The organism is Phytohabitans aurantiacus (assembly GCF_027923225.1).
GTDB classification, from domain to species: domain Bacteria; phylum Actinomycetota; class Actinomycetes; order Mycobacteriales; family Micromonosporaceae; genus Phytohabitans; species Phytohabitans aurantiacus.
On the sequence record NZ_BSDI01000022.1, the window covers coordinates 86,671 to 103,112 of the forward strand.

Below are 16,442 nucleotides of genomic sequence, written 5' to 3' on the forward strand. Positions count from 1 at the left end.
GTCGGTGAGTTACCACGTGCCGTTGCGGACTTCGAAGCGGCGCAGCTTGCCCGTCGGTGTCCGGGGTAGCGCCGGCACGGTCCGCACCGAGCGGGGCACCTTGAAAGCGGCCAGTCGCCGCCGGGCGAGGGCGATCAGTTCGGCCTCCAGAGCGGCCGGGCTCAGGGCGTTGGTCGCCGCGACCACGAACGCCCGCAGCTTGGTCGCGCCGCGCGGGTCGGCGACGGCCGCGACGGCCACCTCGCGTACCACCGGGTGCTCCACGAGCACCCGCTCGACCTCCAGCGGCGACACCGTGATGCCGCCGACCATCTCCATGTCGTCCACGCGGCCGGTGTGCCGGTACGCGCCGTCGGGCAGCCGGCAGGCCCGGTCCCGGGTGTTGAGCCAGCCGTCGACCAGTACGGCGGCGGTGTCGGCGGGGCGGTTGAGGTACTCGCGCAGCAGGGTCGGCCCGCGTACCCACAGATCGCCCTCGGCGCCGTCCGGCACCCGGTGACCGCTGGCGTCGCGCAGGGACAGTTCGAACCCGGGTACCGGGTGCCCGACCGTGCCGGGGACGTTGCGCGCGACCGAGTTGGCGCAGAACGCGTGACCGGCCTCGGTGGAGCCGATCTGCTCCAGCACCGGCGCCCCGATCAGCTCGGCGGCTCGTGCCCCGACCGCGGCCGGCAGGGACTCGCCCGCCGAGACCGCCGCCCGCACGGAGGCGAAGCCGCTACTGTCCACAAGGGAGGCGTACGCGGACGGCACGGCGTACAGGAGCGTGACGCGGTGCCGGTCGACGAGCTCGCGGACGCGCTCGGGGCCCGGCCGGTCCGGTACGAGCACCGCCGCCGACCCGGAGTAGAGCGGGAAGGCGAACGCGTTGCCGAACCCGTATGCGAAGTACAGCTTGGACACCGACAGCGTGACGTCGTTGGCGTCGACGCCGAGCACCCGCGTGCCGACCGTGTCGTGGTACAGGCCGGGGTCGCGGTGCCGGTGTACGACGCCCTTCGGTATCCCCGTGGTGCCCGACGTGTACTGCACGTAGAGCGGCGTGTACGGCCCGGTGCGGTGTGTGGCGGCCTTCACGGCGGCGGCCGCCGCGACCAGCAGCCAGTCGACGTCCATCCACTTCAGAGGGTCGAACCGCGACTCCAGGTCGGCGCGGCTGACGCACAGCGCGGCGTCGCTGTCGGCGGCGAGGAACGCGTGGTCGGCGGCCGGCAGGTCCGGATTCGCCAGCACCGCGGCCGCGCCCAGCCGCGCGGTGGCCAGGAACGCGGTGACCCAGCCGATGCCGTCCGGGAGCGCGAGCAGCACGCGGTCGCCGGGGCGGACACCGCGAGCGGCGAGGACGGTGGCCGCGCGGGCGGCCAGGTCGTGCACCTCGCCGTGCTTCCATGCGCGCGAGCCGGTCAGGAACGCCGGGCGGGCGTCCCACCCGTTCCGCTTGGACCGCGCGGTGAGATCTTCGGCGAGGTTCACCGGGCACGCTCCCGGGGCAGCGGGGCGGGTACCAGCGGGGGCAGTCCGGCCTCCGGGGCGCACGCCTGGTACGCCCGCATCGGCGCGGCGAGCTTCAACAGCATCTCGGCGTACTCCTCCTCGGGGTCGGAGTCGAGGACGATGGCGCCGCCGGCACCGAGCTGCATCCGGCCACCCGCGAAGACCGCGGTCCGGATCACGATGTTCAGGTCGGCGGCGCCGGTGCAGCTCAGGTAGCCGACCGCGCCGGAGTAGACGCCGCGCGCCTCCGTCTCCAGCTCGTCGATGATCTCCATGGTGCGCAGCTTCGGCGCGCCGGTCATCGAGCCGCCCGGGAAGCACGCCCGGACGGCGTCGATGGCATCGGTACCGGGCCGCAGCTTGCCGCGGACGGTGGAGACGAGCTGGTGCACGGTGGCGTACGTCTCGGTGGCCATCAGCCGGGGCACCCGTACCGTGCCGACCTCGCACACCCGGCCCAGGTCGTTGCGGAGCAGGTCGACGATCATGAGGTTCTCGGCGCGCGCCTTGGGGCTGTCGGCGAGCGCGGCACGCAGTGCCTCGTCTTCGCGCGGTGTACGTCCGCGGGGCGCGGTTCCCTTGATGGGCTTGGCCTCGACCGTGCCGTCGGCCGCGATCCGCAGGAAGCGTTCGGGCGAGGAGCTGGCCACGTCGACGTCGCCGAAGCGCAGGTACGCCGCGTACGGCGCGGGGTTGAGCCGGCGCAGCAGCCGGTAGAACACGGCGGAGTCGACGGGCGCGGGCAGCCAGGCGGCGTTGGTCAGGCAGATCTCGTAGCTCTCGCCGGCCCGGAGCGCGCGCTGGCAGGCGGCGATGTCGTCCAGGTACCGGGCGCGGTCCCGGACCAGCCATGGCTCGACCGCCGAGGTGTCCACAGTGGTCACCGGTGGCGCCGGCGGTGGGGCCGCGGCGGGCAGCCGGTCGATCCGGGTGGCGATGCCGTCGAGCCAGCGCTCCGCGCCTTCCTGCCCTGCCGGGGTGTCCTCGGCGAGGCAGAGCGCGTACGTGACCCCCTTCAGGTGGTCCACCGCGACCATCCGGTCGGCGAACAGCCAGCAGGCGTCCGGCGTGGCGGCCCGGTGCCGGGCACGGGCGCCGCAGTCGGCCTTCAGCTCGTAACCGAAGTACCCCACGTACCCGCAGGCGAAGTCGAAGGGCAGCGCCGGCGCGTCGATCCGGCGCTGCGCGAGTTCCCGCTTCAGGTAGTCGAAGACGCTGCCGGCCACGAGCTGGGTCGGGCCACCGGGCCGCTCCACCTCGACGGTGCCGGCGCGCACGTCGTACCGGACGAACTCGGCGTGCGGACCGGTGCCGTCGCCGAGGAAGGAGAAGCGCGCCCTCGTGCCGTCCGGGCGGGCGCTGTCCAGCCAGAACGCCCGGGGCGCCGAGGCGAAGAGCGTCGTGAAGATGGCCTCGCCGTCGACCGGCGCGGCGATCGTGCGGGTGTGCAGCCGGTACCGGCCAGCCGGAGCGCTCGCGGGTGCGGGCTCGGGCGGCGGCGCGACCTGGGTCCGGCGCGTCCCGCGCAGCGCCGCCGCGCCGCGGGTGAGGTCCCGGAAGTTGGCCAGCAGTTGGCGACCGTGCTCGGTGAGGATCGACTCCGGGTGGAACTGCACGCCCCACAGCGGCCGCTCGCGGTGCTGCATCCCCATGATGACGCCGTCTTCGGCCCAGGCGGTCGCCTCCAGTGTGGACGGCAGCGGCTCGTCGACCGCCAGGGAGTGGTACCGGACGGCGACGAACTCCTGCGGCACGTCGCGGAACAGGTCCCGGCCGTCGTGCCGCACCCGGGTCAGGTGCCCGTGCCGGGGCTCAGGGGCGGGACCGACGCGACCGCCTTCGCTCACCGCGATGCCCTGGTGGCCGAGGCAGACGCCGAGCACCGGGATCGTGGCTTCGGCCAGGACGCGGGCGCAGGCGCCGAAGTCGCGGCCGCGTCCCGGGTGCCCGGGCCCGGGGGAGATGACCACGTTGTCGAAAGCGCTCAGGTCGAGGTCGGCGGCGCGCGGGTCGTCGTTGCGCAGCACCACCGGAGGCACGCCGTTCACCTCGGCGATGAGCTGGAACAGGTTGTACGTGTACGAGTCGTAGTTGTCGAGCAGGAGGGTCCTCATCAACGCTCTCTCCGGAACACGGAACGGTGGTCCGGCTGCCGCCCGGCGCCGCTGCTCGCGTCACGCTCCGGCCACGACTGGCGGCTGGGTGACACGATGCGTGCCGGTGGTGCCGGTGGGTACTGGGGCCGGACAGGGCCCGGTGACCCCGCGCGCTGGCGGCCCGCGAGCGGGTACAGGAACGTCTTGTAGAGCTTCATCAGGCGAGGCATCAGCACGTACGTCGTGACGGCGGTGACGGCCACGCACAGCGCCAGGCTGCGGGCCACGACCGAGAACCCGCCCAGGTACGGGATCACGGTCAGGTTGAAGAACAGCACCGGCGGGAACACCGCGCTCAGCGTGACGATGGCCATCTTCCACTTTGGAGGCGGCGCTGGCGGGGCGGGCGGCTCCGGTGGTGCGGGTGGCTCCGGCGGTGCGGGCTCGCGGCGCCGTGCCGTGGTCGGCGGGCCGCTGATCCGGGCCTTGCCGGCCTGCCACCGCACGCTGCGGGCGAGCGACGCGCTGCGGGTACGCATGAACGAGTCTTCCCATCGCCGCGCCGCCTTCTCGTCGTCGAAGCTGATAACAATTCGCCAGTCGCGTTCACCGTCTCCGGGCGCCAATACTCCGCCGCCGAGATGGCCGCCGTACAATGACGATTCCGCCAATTCCTCCAGGGCCCAGGAATGGAAATCGGGCTCGTGCCCAGGCGCCACCCGAAAGGTGATGGTCACCGTTACCGGCGCGGCTTCCATTCCCTGACCTCCCGACGCTGGATACGGATTCGACGCCGAGATCGTTCAACCGTCAACCACTTTAGTATTGCTTAAGGAATATATGACGGTTCGTCCATGGCGAGATCACGGAACGTAAATTTTCTCAAGAGATCATGCGCCATAAATGCGCGCTGAACTGCTCTTTCATGATGTCGCGTGATGGCGCGCAAACGCACGGGTACTTGTCGAGCGTGGCGGCCGCGGGGCACGATTGAACGACTGCTCAGGTCCAGAAAGGACGGCGATGTCTCGCTACGAATGGGGTCAGACACACCCTGGTATCGAACGGATCCGGGCCGAAATCGCGCCCGCTCGCGACATGGTCACCGGCCATCTCATCTATCGCGGGCTGAATAGCGGGCGTGACCTCGTGACATTCATGGAACATCATGTCCCTGCTCAAGTCTCTTCAGCGTAGCCTTACTTGTGTAGACGTACCCTGGCTGCCCGCCGGGCCGGCCGCGAGCCGGCGACTCATCAACGACATCGTGCTGGTCGAAGAGAGCGACGAATACGGCGACGGCTACATCAGCCATTTCGAGCTCTATCGGCGCGGAATGGCGGAGGCCAGCGCCGACACCGGGCCGATCGACGCGTTCTTGGCCCTGCTCAACGCCGGTGCCACCGTGCCGTACGCCTCGACGCCGGCGGCGTGCCGGCACCGTCCACGCAGTTCGTCCACACCACGTTCGACGTCATCGCCAGCAGCCCGGTGCACTGCCGTGCGGCCGCTTTCGCGTTCGGCCGCGAGGACCTCATTCGAGTGCACCCCCACCCCAGCGTGATCATTGCGTCATTCACGTCGCCATGACGACGTGAATGACGCAATGATCACGGAGAAGGGTCAGTCGCTCCACCACGCGGTCGCGTCGTGGCCGAGTGAGGTGGAGGTCGCGATCGGCAGGGCCAATGCGGTCAACGCCGCCAGGAGGAGGGCGAGCCAGGCGGTGCGCAGGCCGGCGGCGTGCGCGACGCGGCGCCCGGTGACCAGCAGCGGCACCGACACCGACAGCAGGGCGGGGCTCGCCAGGAACCCGAACAGGTACAGCATGGCCAGGATCGCGTACAGCCACATGAACGGGTTCATGGGGTGGTAGCCGAACGGGATGAGGTCCATCGGGCCGTCGGCGTCGACCAGCCGCCGTCCGTGCGCCAGGAACAGCCCGACCACCGTGCCCCAGGCCAGCGCGAACGCGAGGTGGGCGCCGGTCATGGTCCACAGCCCGTACCGCCAGACGCGTTCGCTCGTCACCGGCGACGGCGGACCGGGGCGCGCCGGCATCGCCAGGACGAGGCTGGCCAGTAGCAGCCCGGCGGCGCCGATGCCGGCCAGCGGCCCCGCCTCGTCGAGAGCCGCCGCGGCGAACAGCGAGTCGTTGGGCGCCCAGCCGTTCTCGAGCCCCACGACCAGGCCCTCGTAGGCTCCGGCGAGGAGTGCGACGCCGGCGACGAGGAGCCCCGGCGCGACGAACAGGGCGGCCACGAGGCGCCCGCGCAGGCCGTGCCGCCAGAACCGCCGCAGCGTCCACGCGGCCAGCAGCCAACCGGTGGCGAACCCGGCGCACGCGGCTACGCCCACCAGCGCCGTCATCCAGCGCGCCGCCTGCCCGTACACCGCCACCTGCAGCGGATCCGTGCCGGACACTCCGGAGTAGCCCCGTACGAGGATCACCTGGTCGTCCCTGCTGCCCCAGAAGCCGGCGGTGTGGTCGCCTGGCCGGATTGGGTGGACCTGCCAGCCGGCCGCCGCCAGGCGGCGGTGCGCCTCCGCGACCGAGTCCGTGAATGTCTCGCCGGCGGGGGGAACGTAGCTGTACTCGATCCGCGCCGAGCCCGGCCGCAACTCCCGCGGCGCGGCCTCGTCGCCGTAGCCGAGCTCCAGTGGAGCGTCGTATCGGGTGGGGGAGCCGGACAGGGGGAACGGCATCGCGGTGTCGGCGGCGGCCCGCGCCGCGACAGCGTCGGGTGCGGGCGCGGCGGTGGGCCAGGCGAGGACCCCGATCGCCGCCGCCGTGGCGAGGCCCACGAAGGCGGCCACGAGGGCCGCGTAGGCCAGGTGCGCCTCGAACATCGGGCGGCGGGGGAGCGCGAACCGGCACCGCACGCCGCCCAGGAGCAGGTCGAGCGCGTCCCGCGGGTGCGGACGGCGCTGACCCGGCTCGGCCGCGTCGAGCAGGGTGGTCAGCATCTCGGCGCCGCGCTCGCGCCGGTACCAGCGGGGGTACGCGTGCAGCAGCAACTGGTACCAGCGGGTCACCCGGCACCGCCCGGTGCCGGGCGCAGGCGGCCGGCCTTGCGCAGCCGGGCGGCGGCGAGGCTGGCGTTGGTGCGCAGCCGCTCCACCTCCGCCTGCAACTGGGCCGCGCCGTCGTCGGTGAGCCGGTAGTACCGGCGCAGCCGCCCGTCGACGGCCTCCTCCCGGTCGACGACCACCAGGCCGTCGTCGGTCAGGCGGTCGAGCGCCGCGTACAGCGTGCCGGCGCGCAGCTTGAGCCGGCCGGCGGACAGCTCGGACACGGACTGCATGACGCCGTATCCGTGCAGCGGCTCCTCGGCCAGCGCGGTGAGTATGAAGAACGTCGGTTCCTGGACAGCAGCCACCGCGTCAACGTACCGGCTATCGGTATATGCCGTCAATCGGCATCAGTAATCCACTGTGATCAGGGCGTCCCTCAAGTCGTTAGAGCGACTTGAGGGACGCCCTGATCACGGGAGGAGGGTGCGCCAGGAGTCCTTCGGGGTCAGCGGCACGGGCGCCGGGCGCTCCATGGTGGTGGTCAGCTCGATCCGGCGCCCCTCGGTCGCCGAGCTCAGCAGGGCGGTCATCGCCTCCAGTACGTGCAGGGCCACCTCGCCGCTGGCCCGCGGCGCCCGCTGCCCGTCGGCCGCGATCTGGTCGAGCAGGCCCAGACCCCGGCCGCCGCCGGCGAACCCCGCGGACGTCGCGAGCGTGCGCCACCCGGTACCGCCCAGCTCGAAGAGGCGCACCTCGCCGTCGAACTGGTTCGGGTCCGGTACGCAGAGGCTGCCCGTCTCGCCGTGCACCTCGATCGGCGCCGCCGTCGTGGCCACCCCGTCGAAGCTGGTCGTGATCGTCGACAGGGCGCCGTTCGCGTGTTCGAGCACGCCGGACACGTGGCTGTCGACCTCGACGGGGATGGTCTGCCCGGTACGCGGGCCGGAGCCGATGACCCGCTCGCGGCGCAGCCGGCTCGACGCGCCGGTGACCGCGCGGATCGGGCCCAGCAGGTGGACGAGCGCGGTGACGTAGTACGGGCCCATGTCGAGCAGCGGGCCGCCGCCGGCGGTGTAGTAGAAGTCGGGGTTGGGGTGCCAGCGCTCGTGTCCCGGCGTGAACATGACCGCCGTCGCGCTCTGCGGCCGCCCGATCAGGCCGGTGTCGATCGCGGCGCGCGCGGTCTGGGTACCCGTGCCCAGGACCGTGTCCGGAGCGCAACCGATCACGACGCCCGCCGCGCTCGCGCGGTCGATGATCGCGCGGGCGTCCGGGAAGGTGACGGCGAGCGGCTTCTCGGCGTACACGTCGCGGCCGCGCTCGATCGCGGCATGCGCGATCTGGGCGTGCGCGGCCGGGACGGTCAGGTTGACCACGGTTCGCACGTCGGGGCTGTCGAGCAGCCGCTCGACGCTGAGCGCCTCGGCACCGGGAAGTTCGGCGGCGATCGCCGCCGAGCGGGAGGCGTCGAGGTCGGCCACCGCGGCGACGCGCACCGAGGGATGTCCGGCGAGGGTGTCCAGGTACTGCCGGGAGATGACGCCGAGACCTACGATGCCGATGCCGTGCGGGTCGCCCACAGCATGCCCCTTTCGATGATCGTGCGGACGGTGGGGTTCTCCAGCACGTCGAGACTGTGACCGGGCGTCGTCACGACGATCCGCCCGGCCCCCCAGCGCCGGGTCCAGACCGCCGGCGAGGTGATCGGCCGGTGCCACGGGTGCCACGGCTGGGTCGGGTGGGTGGTGGTGGCGAGTACGTCGATGAGGTCGTCGTGCAGCACCCAGTACTGCTCGGTCCGCAGGTCGAAGTCGTCGACGCCGGCGGTGACCGGGTGCGTTCGGCCGAGGTCGGTGACGTTGACCGTGTACGGCAGGAAGTTGTCGCGCTCGTCGCCGACCCGCTCGCACGGCTCCTTGCCCGGGTGGGTCGCGAACTGGCCGCCCACCAGCTGCAGATAGTCCGACGACGCGCGGAACGAGTCGCAGATGCCGCCGTGCCAGCCGGTGAACCCGGTGCCGGCCTCGACGGCGGTGCGCAGGCCCGCGACCTGGTCGCCGGTGATCTGCGACATCGTGACGCACTGGACGATCAGGTCGGTGGCGGCGAGCGCCTCGGCGTCGGCGTACACCTCCGTCGTCTCCTCGACCCGGACCGCGTACCCGTTGCCTTCGAGGAAGGGGATGAACAGCTCGGTCGCCCGGACCGGCTGGTGCCCCTCCCATCCGCCTCGCACCACCAGCGCCGCCCGCGTCATCTCCACCACTTGAAACTATCTCGCCGTGATCACGGCGCTCGCGCGCGGTGAGTGCGGAGTGGGAGGGGGTGCGTTGGGATGGCGTAGGGTCGGCGGCCGTGGCAGTGCGAATCGACATCGAGGCGTTCGGCGAGGCGATCCGGCCCGCGACGCGTGAGGCGGCGTCCGCGCTCCGGCGCGCGGGCGCTGTCAGCGGGTTGGAGGAGGCCGGGGGAGGGGCGCAGGCGGTCGTCCGCGACGGTGCCAGGATCCTGCAGCCCTGGATCGGCATCGTCGACGGTGCGTTCACCGGCGAGTGTGAGTGTCGCGGCGACGGCGGGCTGTGCGCCCACGCGGTCGCGGTGGCGCTGGCCGCGTTCGACGACGACCTGCGCTGGTCCGGCGCCGCCGTGCCGCCCAGCGCCGCGGAGGTGCCGTCCGAGCGGCTGCGGTACGCGGCGGCGGTGGAGCGGCTCGCGCCCCGGCAACTGGCCGCGCTCGTGGTCGACCAGGCCGCCGACGACCGGCTGTTCGCCACGGTGTTGCTGCGTACCGCCGGGATGCTCGACGCGGCCGACCACGAGGACGCCCAACGCCGGCTGCGCGTGCTGGTGGAGACGTCGGCGGTGGTCACTCGCGGGCCGTACTGGGAGATAAGCCACGTGGAGGAGGCGGGCCTGCGGCTCGCGGCGGAGGCCACGGTGCTGTGCGAACTGCCGGCCACCACGGAGGCGCTCGACCTGGTCGAGCGGGCCATCCTCGTCTGGGACGGGCTGGCCGGACACCTGATCGACGCTCATGAGGTCAGGGGTGTCGATCCCGAGGAGGTCGGCAACCCGCTCGTCGAGGCGTACATCGACCTGTTTGAGCAGCTCGACCCCGATCCCGCCGAGCTGTCACAGCGCCTCAGCCAGCTGGCGGACAAGTGCCCCAACGGCACTGTGGACCTTGACGTGCTCTGAGACCAGCCCAGACGCTACGATCTTGCACGCGGCGTGGTCGTCAACCGCAAACACGGCCACGCCGCTTCACACTCGCTCGCGCAACCACCGCTCGAACTCGACGGCGACGATGCGCTCATCGTGCACACCGTCCGCGCCGGCGGAGGCCAGCCAGACGATCGGCGGCCCCATGACGGCGGGGTCCAGATACGTGCGCCCCTCGGGGACGGCGTCGAGGGGCAGCATCCCGGTGGCGGTCGGACCTCCGGGCAGCAGCAGGTTGACGGTCACGCCGGTGCCGCGCAGGTCGGCGGCCATGACCCGCGAGAGCGCCTCGCTGCCAGAAGCCCTGCGGTTGTGTCATGAAACGCGCGTTGACGGTACGCATGCCCAGGCCGGCGTTGTTCACCAGCATGTCGATGCCGCCCAGCCGGGACCATGCCTCGTCGACGCCGCTGGCCACCGACGCCTCGTCCCGGACGTCCATCTCGATGCCGACGGCGCCGCGTATCCCGGCGGCGAAGGAGGCGGCGCGCCGCCCGGATCGCCCGGTCAGCGCGACCGTCGCGCCCGTCGCGGCCAGGGCGGAGGCCATGGCCGCACCCAGCCCGCTCGTGCCTCCGGTCACCAGCACCCTCATGACCCGATGGTCCAACTTGGAGCGCACTCGAAGTCAAGGACGTGCGCGGGGCGCTGGAGCCGTGTCGCGGCGGGTGGGACAGAATGCCCCGCATGGGCCTTGATCTTTACGTTGGACCGCTGACGCGTTACCACCTGGGTAACTGGCAGACCATCATGCAGCAGATCGGCGCGCAGAACGGGTACGACGTGCGCATCGTCCGGGCGCACGAGGAGGAGGAAACCGAGACCGACCCGGCTGTCGTGTACGACGCCGTGCGGGATTGGCAGCAGTGGCTCGGCGAGGCGCTCGGCAGTCCCGCCGCCTGGTTGGAGAGCGCGACGCAGCCGTACTGGACCGACAAGCCCGACTGGGACGGCTTCGGCGCCGTCATCCTGCTCGCCGCCTACGACGAGCGCCCGGACCTGCGTCCAGCCCCCGGGTCCAAGCAGGACAGTCCGCGCGAGTTCAGCGACGCTCCCGCGTACCAGGCGGCATCGGAGCAGCCGCAGCGGTACATCAGCCTGCTGGCCGGCGTGGAATGGTGGCTGCCGTTGACCGAGGACCCGGTGGTGATCGAGGCGCCCCGGCCCAACGGGGAGCCGATCCGGATGGCCTCCATCGACCGCCTGGCCGGGGAGCTGCGCCTGCTCAGCGAGCGGACCAACGTCTTCGCCGGGCGTGACCCGAAAGAGTTCCGGAGCGACCCGCCCGACGCGGGCGCCTCGGTGGAGGAGACCGCGCGGTTCGGCCTCGCGGTGATGCTCGAGCTCGTCGAGAAGGCGCTCCAGCACCGCCAGCCACTCCTCATGGACTACTGACGGTGATGCCCAGCCCGGCGCCGCCGGGCTGGGCATCGGTTCCACATCAGATCTTGACGGTCTCGACGCTGAGCACGTCCTTCAGGTCGTACGCGCCGTCCTTCTCCGGTGCCACGACCCGGCCCAACCGCAGCGTGTCGTCGTCGGCCCAGGCCATCAACCCCAGGCCGCCGAACTGGACGCGCCCGTCGAAGTCGCGCCCGACCACCTCCCGGCCGGTGTTCAGGTCCGAGACGACCAGCCGGGTCTTGCCCGCCCCCGTCGGGTAGGCGTGGGCGATGTGGCGTCCGTCGGGCGACAGCCGGATCAGGCCGATGAGGTCGCAGTTGGAGCCGCACACGCGGATGCCGGCTGAGTCGGCGCCGCTTCCGTCGAGGTTCACCACCTTGGCGAGGGTGCCGAGGTTTTCGCCCTTCTCGAGGATGGCGCGCCCGCCGCCGACGGCCACGAGCTGCCAGTTCTGCGCGAGGTACTGGCTTATCCGCGAGGCGGCTGGCACGTCCGCCTCGGTGCCCGTCGCCAGATCGTGCCGCACGAGCCGCTCGCCGCGCAGGATGTACGCCGCGTCGCCGGTGACCCCGGGCATCCGGGTGGTGCCGTTGGCGGCGCCCAGGTCGCGCTTGGTGGTCGTCTGGCCGTCCTTGTCCAGCACGACGAGCGTGTAGCGCATGTCCATGACGGCCGTGCCATCCGGCTTCGTGGCGCCGTCCGACCGGTCCCACGCGCCGAAGACCACCACCCGGCCGTCCGGCAGACCGACCACGCTGTCCTGCATCATGTCCAGGTCGGGGTTGTCATTCAGGAGGACAGGCCCGGAATCGGTGATCTCCACGAGCCCTTCCGGGACGCGGACCCCGACCCCGCCGTCCTTGTCGTCGAGTTTCGTGGGCCTGCGGATGCCCTCAAGGCCACCGCCGCCGAAACCGTAGACGTACATTCGCTGTGCGGGGACGGTCGCCGGCGCCGCCGGATCCGGCCCGGGCGTGGGCCGCAGCACCAGCGGCACCGCCACCAGCGCCGCCAGCGCGGTGACGCCGGCCAGCGCCGTCGTGAGCACCGTCCGGCGGCGTTGGGCCTGCCGCCGCGGCGCCACGTGCCCCAGTTGGTGCCCGCCCGGCGGCAGCGCCGCCGCCGCGTCGCGGACGATGGCGCTCAGGTCCTCGGGGAGCGCCTCTTCTCGTACTGTCGTCATCCTCGTTCCTCCGTCACGATGCCCCGGAGCGCAGCCAGGCCACGGGCTAGTCGGCTCTTCACGGTGCCCTCGGCGATGCCCAGGGCGGTCGCGGTCTCGGCGGTCGACAGGTCCAGCAGGACCCGGCACACCACCACGGCCCGCTGCGGTCGCGGCAGTCGCCCCAGCGCTTCGAGCGCGAACTGGCCGGCCGGGTCGCCGGCGGCCGCCGCGGTCATCGGGTGCTCGGGCATCGGCCGTTCCCGGCGCAGCTTCTGCCACCACGAGGTGCCCCAGTTCGACCCGACCCGATACACCCAGCCACCCGGATTGTCGTAGGTCGACAGCCGGTCCCATCGGGCGTAGGCGCGCGCCATGGCCTCATCGGTGGCTTCGCGGGCCAGTTCCACGTTGCCGAGCGTCAGTGCCAGCGCGCGGTACACGCGGTCGACGTGGCTGCGGTAGAAGGCTTCGAACGATCGATCATCGGCCGGGCCCGCCTCGTCGGCGGGCCCGGCTCGTTCGCGGGTCGATTGGAGGTTCATGCGAAGTACACCGTTTACGGCTCCGATCGGTTCCCGGCTTACCAACAGGCTCCAAGAGTGCCCGATCGGGCCTTGGGTGAGCGAGGGCTGAACCGCCGGTGAATGGCGGACTTCTCGCAGGTCAAGGCAGGTTTGACGGTGGCGGAGCGGTGGCCGCGTGATGGCGGCCGCCCGGATTCTGCTGATCATGCGTACCCGGAGTTGGTTCATCGCGGGCATGATCGTGGCGTCGTCCGCGGTCGTGGTGGCCCCCGCGCAGACAGCGGTCGCCGAGCCGGCGCCGCGCGTCGTGGGCGAGGCCGAGGCCCGCACCGCCGCCGTGGCGTCGGGCCGGCGGGTCGAGGCCACCGCCTTGCGGACCGAGCGGCAGCAGGTGTTCGCGAACCCGAACGGCTCCTTCACCCTGGAGCAGTCGGTCATCCCCGTGCGGGTGCGCCGGGGCGCCGGCTGGGCGGCGGTCGACACCACGCTGCGCAGGACCGCTGACGGCATGGTCGCGCCGGGCGCGACCACCTTGGACATGGCCTTCTCCGCGGGCGGTTCGGAGCCTCTGGTACGCCTGCGGCGGGACGGCCGCGAGCTGGCGCTGCGCTGGCCGGGGCGGCTGCCTGAGCCGGTACTTCGCGGTGACACCGCCACCTATCCGGAGGTGCTGCCCGGTGTCGACCTGACCGTCCGCGCCGACGTAGAGGGGTTCTCGCAACTGCTCGTGGTCAAGTCGGCACGGGCGGCTGCCAACCCGGCGCTGTCGCGGGTGCGGCTGGGCACGGCGACGAAGGGCCTGACCGTGCGGGCCGCGGCGAACGGCGCCCTGGCGGCCGTCGACCCGAGCGGCGCCGCGGTCTTCGAGGCGCCGACCCCGTACATGTGGGACTCGTCGGCGGGGGTGGCCGCCCGCAAGCCGGCCGGCACGGTCCGCGCGATGCGGGTCGGCGTCAGCGCCGGTGAGCTGGCGCTGACGCCCGACAAGGCGCTTCTGACCGGTACCGGCACGAGGTACCCGGTCTACATCGACCCGTCGTGGTCGGGTTCGCGTACGGCGTGGACGCAGGTGTGGAGCAACCTGCCGACGACCTCGTTCTGGAACGGCGCGAACGACGCCGAGGACGAGGCGCGCGTCGGTTACGACCAGAACGATGGCAAGAAGACGCGCTCGTTCTTCCGCTTCGACACCACGGGCGTGAAGGGCAAGCACATCCTCAAGGCGACGCTGCAGACCTTCGAGGTGTGGTCGTACTCGTGTACCGCGCGTGAGGTGCAGGTCTGGGAGACCGGCGGGATCTCCTCGGCCACGACGTGGAACAAGCAGCCGAGCTGGATCGCCAAGCTGACCGCGAAGAGCTTCGCCAAGGGCTGGTCGTCGTCGAGCTGCCCGGCCGGCGGTGCGGAGTTCACCGTGACCGGCCACGTGGCCAAGGCGGCCAAGGGCGGATGGAGCTCCATCACGCAGGGGCTGCGCGCGTCGGCGACCGCCGAGTCCAACCGCGATCCGCACTCCTGGAAGCGGTTCCGCAACAACCCGTCGATCACCATCGTGTACAACACGGTGCCGGGCAAGCCGACCAACCTGACCACCGACGGCTCCTCGACCTGTGCCACCGGCTCGGGCCGGCTTGTCATCGGCACCGCCACTCCGACCCTGCGCGCCTCGGTCAGCGACGCCGACAACGCGGTGAAGGCGCACTTCCAGTGGTGGAAGGTCGACGGCACCGCGCCGGTCGGGGAGTGGACCTCGGCTTCCGTGGCGGGCAAGAAGCCCACGACGGTGGCGAAGCCGATCCCGTCCGGTGCGTTCGCCAACGGGGCGACCGCCAAGTGGCGGGTACGCGCCGAGGACGGCACCGACAGCAGCGCGTGGAGCCCGTTCTGCGAGTTCCAGATCGACACCAGCAGGCCACCGATTCCGACGCTCACCTCGACCGCGTTCCCGGACGGCGCCGAGGGTGACGCCGTGATGGGCCGCTCGGCCAGCGTCACGATGTCCGCGAACGGCGGCACCGACGTCGCCTCGTACGAGTACGTGCTCAACGGCGACTCGACCGCCCTGAGCAAGAAGGCCACACCCGGTACGCGCGGCGGCTCGGTCACCGTGACGGTGACGCCCGACCGGTTCGTCAACTGGTTGCACGTGCGCTCGGTCGACGGCGCCGCGAACAGGTCGGCGGTGGCCACGGTGGTCTTCTACGCCGACGTACCGTCCGGCCCGACCGGGAGTTGGGCGCTCGACGAGACCGCCGACGGCCTGGTCGCCGAGGACTCCACCGCGAATGCCCGCCACGCCACGCTGGCCGGCGGTGCGACGTGGGAGGACGGCGTCGCCGGTGGCGCGCTGCGCCTGGACGGCACGACCGGGTACGCCCAGACGGCCGGCCCGGTACTGGACACGTCGGCGTCGTTCTCCGTCTCCGCCTGGGCGCGCCTCACGAGCAAGACCGGCAACCGTGCGGTGCTCAGCCAGGACGGCGCCCACCGCAGCTCCTTCTACCTGCAGTACTTCTCGGCGACCGACCGGTGGCGCTGGTCCTTCCCGGTGGCCGACAGCGTGGAGCGCCCGAGCTACGTGACGGTCGACTCCACGTCGTCGGTGCCGCTGGGCCAGTGGGTGCACCTCACCGGCGTCTACGACAGGGACGCGGGCCAGATCCGGCTCTACGTCAACGGCGCGCTCCAGGGCTCGGCCGCCTACAGCGGGGCCTGGAACGGCACCGGGCCGCTGACCATCGGCCGGGCGAAGACCACCGACGCGCTGGTCGACTTCTTCCCCGGTGACCTGGACAGCGTCGAGGTGTACGACCGGGTGCTGCTGCCCGGCGAACTGCAGCAGGTGCCCCGGCTGACCAGCCACTGGAAGCTCGACGAGACCTCGGGCACCACCGCCGCGGACGCGGTCGGTGGGCGTACCGCAACGTGGTCGGCCAGCGGCGTGTCCCGTACCACCGGCGTCAGCGGCAACGGGGTGGCCGTCAACGGGACCGCGGGCGTGCTCACCACCGCGACGCCCGCGGTGCGCACCGACAGCAGCTTCTCGGTCAGCGCGTGGGTACGCCCGGACGCGCTGGGCAAGAACGGGATCGCGGTCAGCCAGTTGGGTGGCGCGGTCGGCGGGTTCAACCTCGGCTGGGCGTGGGATCCCGACTACTCCGCGTACCTGTGGTCGATCCGCACCTCGTCGAACGACGCCTCCGGCGCGGCGCTGCGCGAGGCATCGGACCTGTTCGACGTGCCCACGGCCGGCACGTGGGCGCATCTGGTGGCCGTGTACGACGCGGAGGCGCACAAGCTGCGGCTCTATGTGGACGGTCAGGCCGTCGACGAGACGTACCACGCCAGCTCGTGGAACGCCGGCGGCAGCGTCCTGCTGGGGCGCGGCCAGGCGCCGAACGTGACGTTCTCGCAGTACCTGACGGGCGGCATCGACGACGTCCGGACGTACACGGGTGTCCTGAGCGACCAGGAGATCTTCGACATCTACACCGCTATCGCGGCCGCGTGACGGGGGACGCC

At 72.0% G+C, this 16,442-nt stretch carries 13 protein-coding genes and 2 pseudogenes; 4 read left to right on the forward strand and 11 right to left on the reverse strand.

The genetic code is table 11. The features are described from left to right. Positions 1 to 9: 9 nt before the first annotated feature. From QMG73_RS23085 to QMG73_RS23095, 3 genes are read right to left on the reverse strand one after another with little or no spacing between them, the layout of a single operon-like run. Positions 10 to 1,473, reverse strand: coding sequence for an AMP-binding protein (locus QMG73_RS23085; protein WP_281898906.1), 1,464 nt, complete (start codon positions 1,471 to 1,473; stop codon positions 10 to 12). Then, a complete protein-coding gene (gene pabB, locus QMG73_RS23090; protein WP_281898907.1) occupies positions 1,470 to 3,608 on the reverse strand; it encodes an aminodeoxychorismate synthase component I in 2,139 nt (712 codons plus the stop codon). Before pabB ends, QMG73_RS23085 begins: the two co-directional genes overlap by 4 nt. Beyond that, complete coding sequence (locus tag QMG73_RS23095; RefSeq protein ID WP_281898908.1) at positions 3,608 to 4,348, reverse strand: antibiotic biosynthesis monooxygenase; 741 nt, start codon at positions 4,346 to 4,348, stop codon at positions 3,608 to 3,610. Before QMG73_RS23095 ends, pabB begins: the two co-directional genes overlap by 1 nt. A gap of 265 nt (positions 4,349 to 4,613) precedes the next feature. Here QMG73_RS23095 and QMG73_RS23100 point away from each other — a divergent pair. Next, a pseudogene (locus tag QMG73_RS23100) lies at positions 4,614 to 5,129 on the forward strand (DUF3050 domain-containing protein); the annotation flags it as partial. 84 nt (positions 5,130 to 5,213) lie between these two features. Here QMG73_RS23100 and QMG73_RS23105 read toward each other — a convergent pair. From QMG73_RS23105 to QMG73_RS23120, 4 genes are all read right to left on the reverse strand, one after another. Further along, on the reverse strand, positions 5,214 to 6,626 hold the full coding sequence (locus tag QMG73_RS23105) for a hypothetical protein (RefSeq protein WP_281898909.1): 1,413 nt from the start codon (positions 6,624 to 6,626) through the stop codon (positions 5,214 to 5,216). After that, entirely contained in the window at positions 6,623 to 6,970 is a 348-nt protein-coding gene (locus tag QMG73_RS23110; protein WP_281898910.1) for a PadR family transcriptional regulator, read from the reverse strand. Before QMG73_RS23110 ends, QMG73_RS23105 begins: the two co-directional genes overlap by 4 nt. A 105-nt stretch (positions 6,971 to 7,075) precedes the next feature. After that, on the reverse strand, positions 7,076 to 8,185 hold the full coding sequence (locus tag QMG73_RS23115) for a Gfo/Idh/MocA family protein (protein WP_281898912.1): 1,110 nt from the start codon (positions 8,183 to 8,185) through the stop codon (positions 7,076 to 7,078). Then, entirely contained in the window at positions 8,155 to 8,862 is a 708-nt protein-coding gene (locus QMG73_RS23120; protein WP_281898940.1) for a ThuA domain-containing protein, read from the reverse strand. Before QMG73_RS23120 ends, QMG73_RS23115 begins: the two co-directional genes overlap by 31 nt. 98 nt (positions 8,863 to 8,960) lie before the next feature. On the opposite strand from QMG73_RS23120, the gene QMG73_RS23125 reads away from it, so the two are divergent. Further along, positions 8,961 to 9,803, forward strand: coding sequence for an SWIM zinc finger family protein (locus tag QMG73_RS23125; protein WP_281898915.1), 843 nt, complete (start codon positions 8,961 to 8,963; stop codon positions 9,801 to 9,803). 66 nt (positions 9,804 to 9,869) lie between these two features. On the opposite strand, the gene QMG73_RS23130 is transcribed toward QMG73_RS23125, so the two are convergent. Together QMG73_RS23130 and QMG73_RS46415 are read right to left on the reverse strand one after the other, a co-directional pair. Beyond that, complete coding sequence (locus QMG73_RS23130) at positions 9,870 to 10,100, reverse strand: Rossmann-fold NAD(P)-binding domain-containing protein (RefSeq protein WP_281898917.1); 231 nt, start codon at positions 10,098 to 10,100, stop codon at positions 9,870 to 9,872. Positions 10,101 to 10,179: 79 nt separating this feature from the next. After that, positions 10,180 to 10,422: pseudogene (locus QMG73_RS46415) on the reverse strand (SDR family NAD(P)-dependent oxidoreductase); the annotation flags it as partial. Positions 10,423 to 10,514: 92 nt separating this feature from the next. Here QMG73_RS46415 and QMG73_RS23135 point away from each other — a divergent pair. Next, entirely contained in the window at positions 10,515 to 11,222 is a 708-nt protein-coding gene (locus QMG73_RS23135) for a hypothetical protein (protein WP_281898919.1), read from the forward strand. Between the two features lie 46 nt (positions 11,223 to 11,268). Here the strand turns inward: QMG73_RS23135 and QMG73_RS23140 are convergent, their stop codons facing one another. Beyond that, positions 11,269 to 12,414, reverse strand: coding sequence for a hypothetical protein (locus QMG73_RS23140; protein ID WP_281898920.1), 1,146 nt, complete (start codon positions 12,412 to 12,414; stop codon positions 11,269 to 11,271). After that, positions 12,411 to 12,938: a sigma factor-like helix-turn-helix DNA-binding protein gene (locus QMG73_RS23145; protein ID WP_281898922.1), complete on the reverse strand. Its 528-nt coding sequence runs from the start codon at positions 12,936 to 12,938 to the stop codon at positions 12,411 to 12,413. The genes QMG73_RS23140 and QMG73_RS23145 overlap by 4 nt, the downstream gene beginning before the upstream one ends. Before the next feature lie 187 nt (positions 12,939 to 13,125). Here QMG73_RS23145 and QMG73_RS23150 point away from each other — a divergent pair, with 187 nt between their 5' ends. Beyond that, positions 13,126 to 16,431: a LamG-like jellyroll fold domain-containing protein gene (locus QMG73_RS23150; RefSeq protein ID WP_281898924.1), complete on the forward strand. Its 3,306-nt coding sequence runs from the start codon at positions 13,126 to 13,128 to the stop codon at positions 16,429 to 16,431. Positions 16,432 to 16,442 lie beyond the last annotated feature (11 nt).

What these genes read in the sequence shown, in the direction of transcription:
- QMG73_RS23145 (WP_281898922.1), bottom strand. Translation starts at nt 12,938, where the DNA reads ATGAACCTCCAATCGACCCGCGAACGAGCCGGGCCCGCCGACGAGGCG.
- QMG73_RS23150 (WP_281898924.1), top strand. Translation starts at nt 13,126, where the DNA reads ATGCGTACCCGGAGTTGGTTCATCGCGGGCATGATCGTGGCGTCGTCC.
- pabB (WP_281898907.1), bottom strand. Translation starts at nt 3,608, where the DNA reads ATGAGGACCCTCCTGCTCGACAACTACGACTCGTACACGTACAACCTG.
- QMG73_RS23095 (WP_281898908.1), bottom strand. Translation starts at nt 4,348, where the DNA reads ATGGAAGCCGCGCCGGTAACGGTGACCATCACCTTTCGGGTGGCGCCT.
- QMG73_RS23140 (WP_281898920.1), bottom strand. Translation starts at nt 12,414, where the DNA reads ATGACGACAGTACGAGAAGAGGCGCTCCCCGAGGACCTGAGCGCCATC.
- QMG73_RS23135 (WP_281898919.1), top strand. Translation starts at nt 10,515, where the DNA reads ATGGGCCTTGATCTTTACGTTGGACCGCTGACGCGTTACCACCTGGGT.
- QMG73_RS23120 (WP_281898940.1), bottom strand. Translation starts at nt 8,862, where the DNA reads ATGACGCGGGCGGCGCTGGTGGTGCGAGGCGGATGGGAGGGGCACCAG.
- QMG73_RS23130 (WP_281898917.1), bottom strand. Translation starts at nt 10,100, where the DNA reads ATGGCCGCCGACCTGCGCGGCACCGGCGTGACCGTCAACCTGCTGCTG.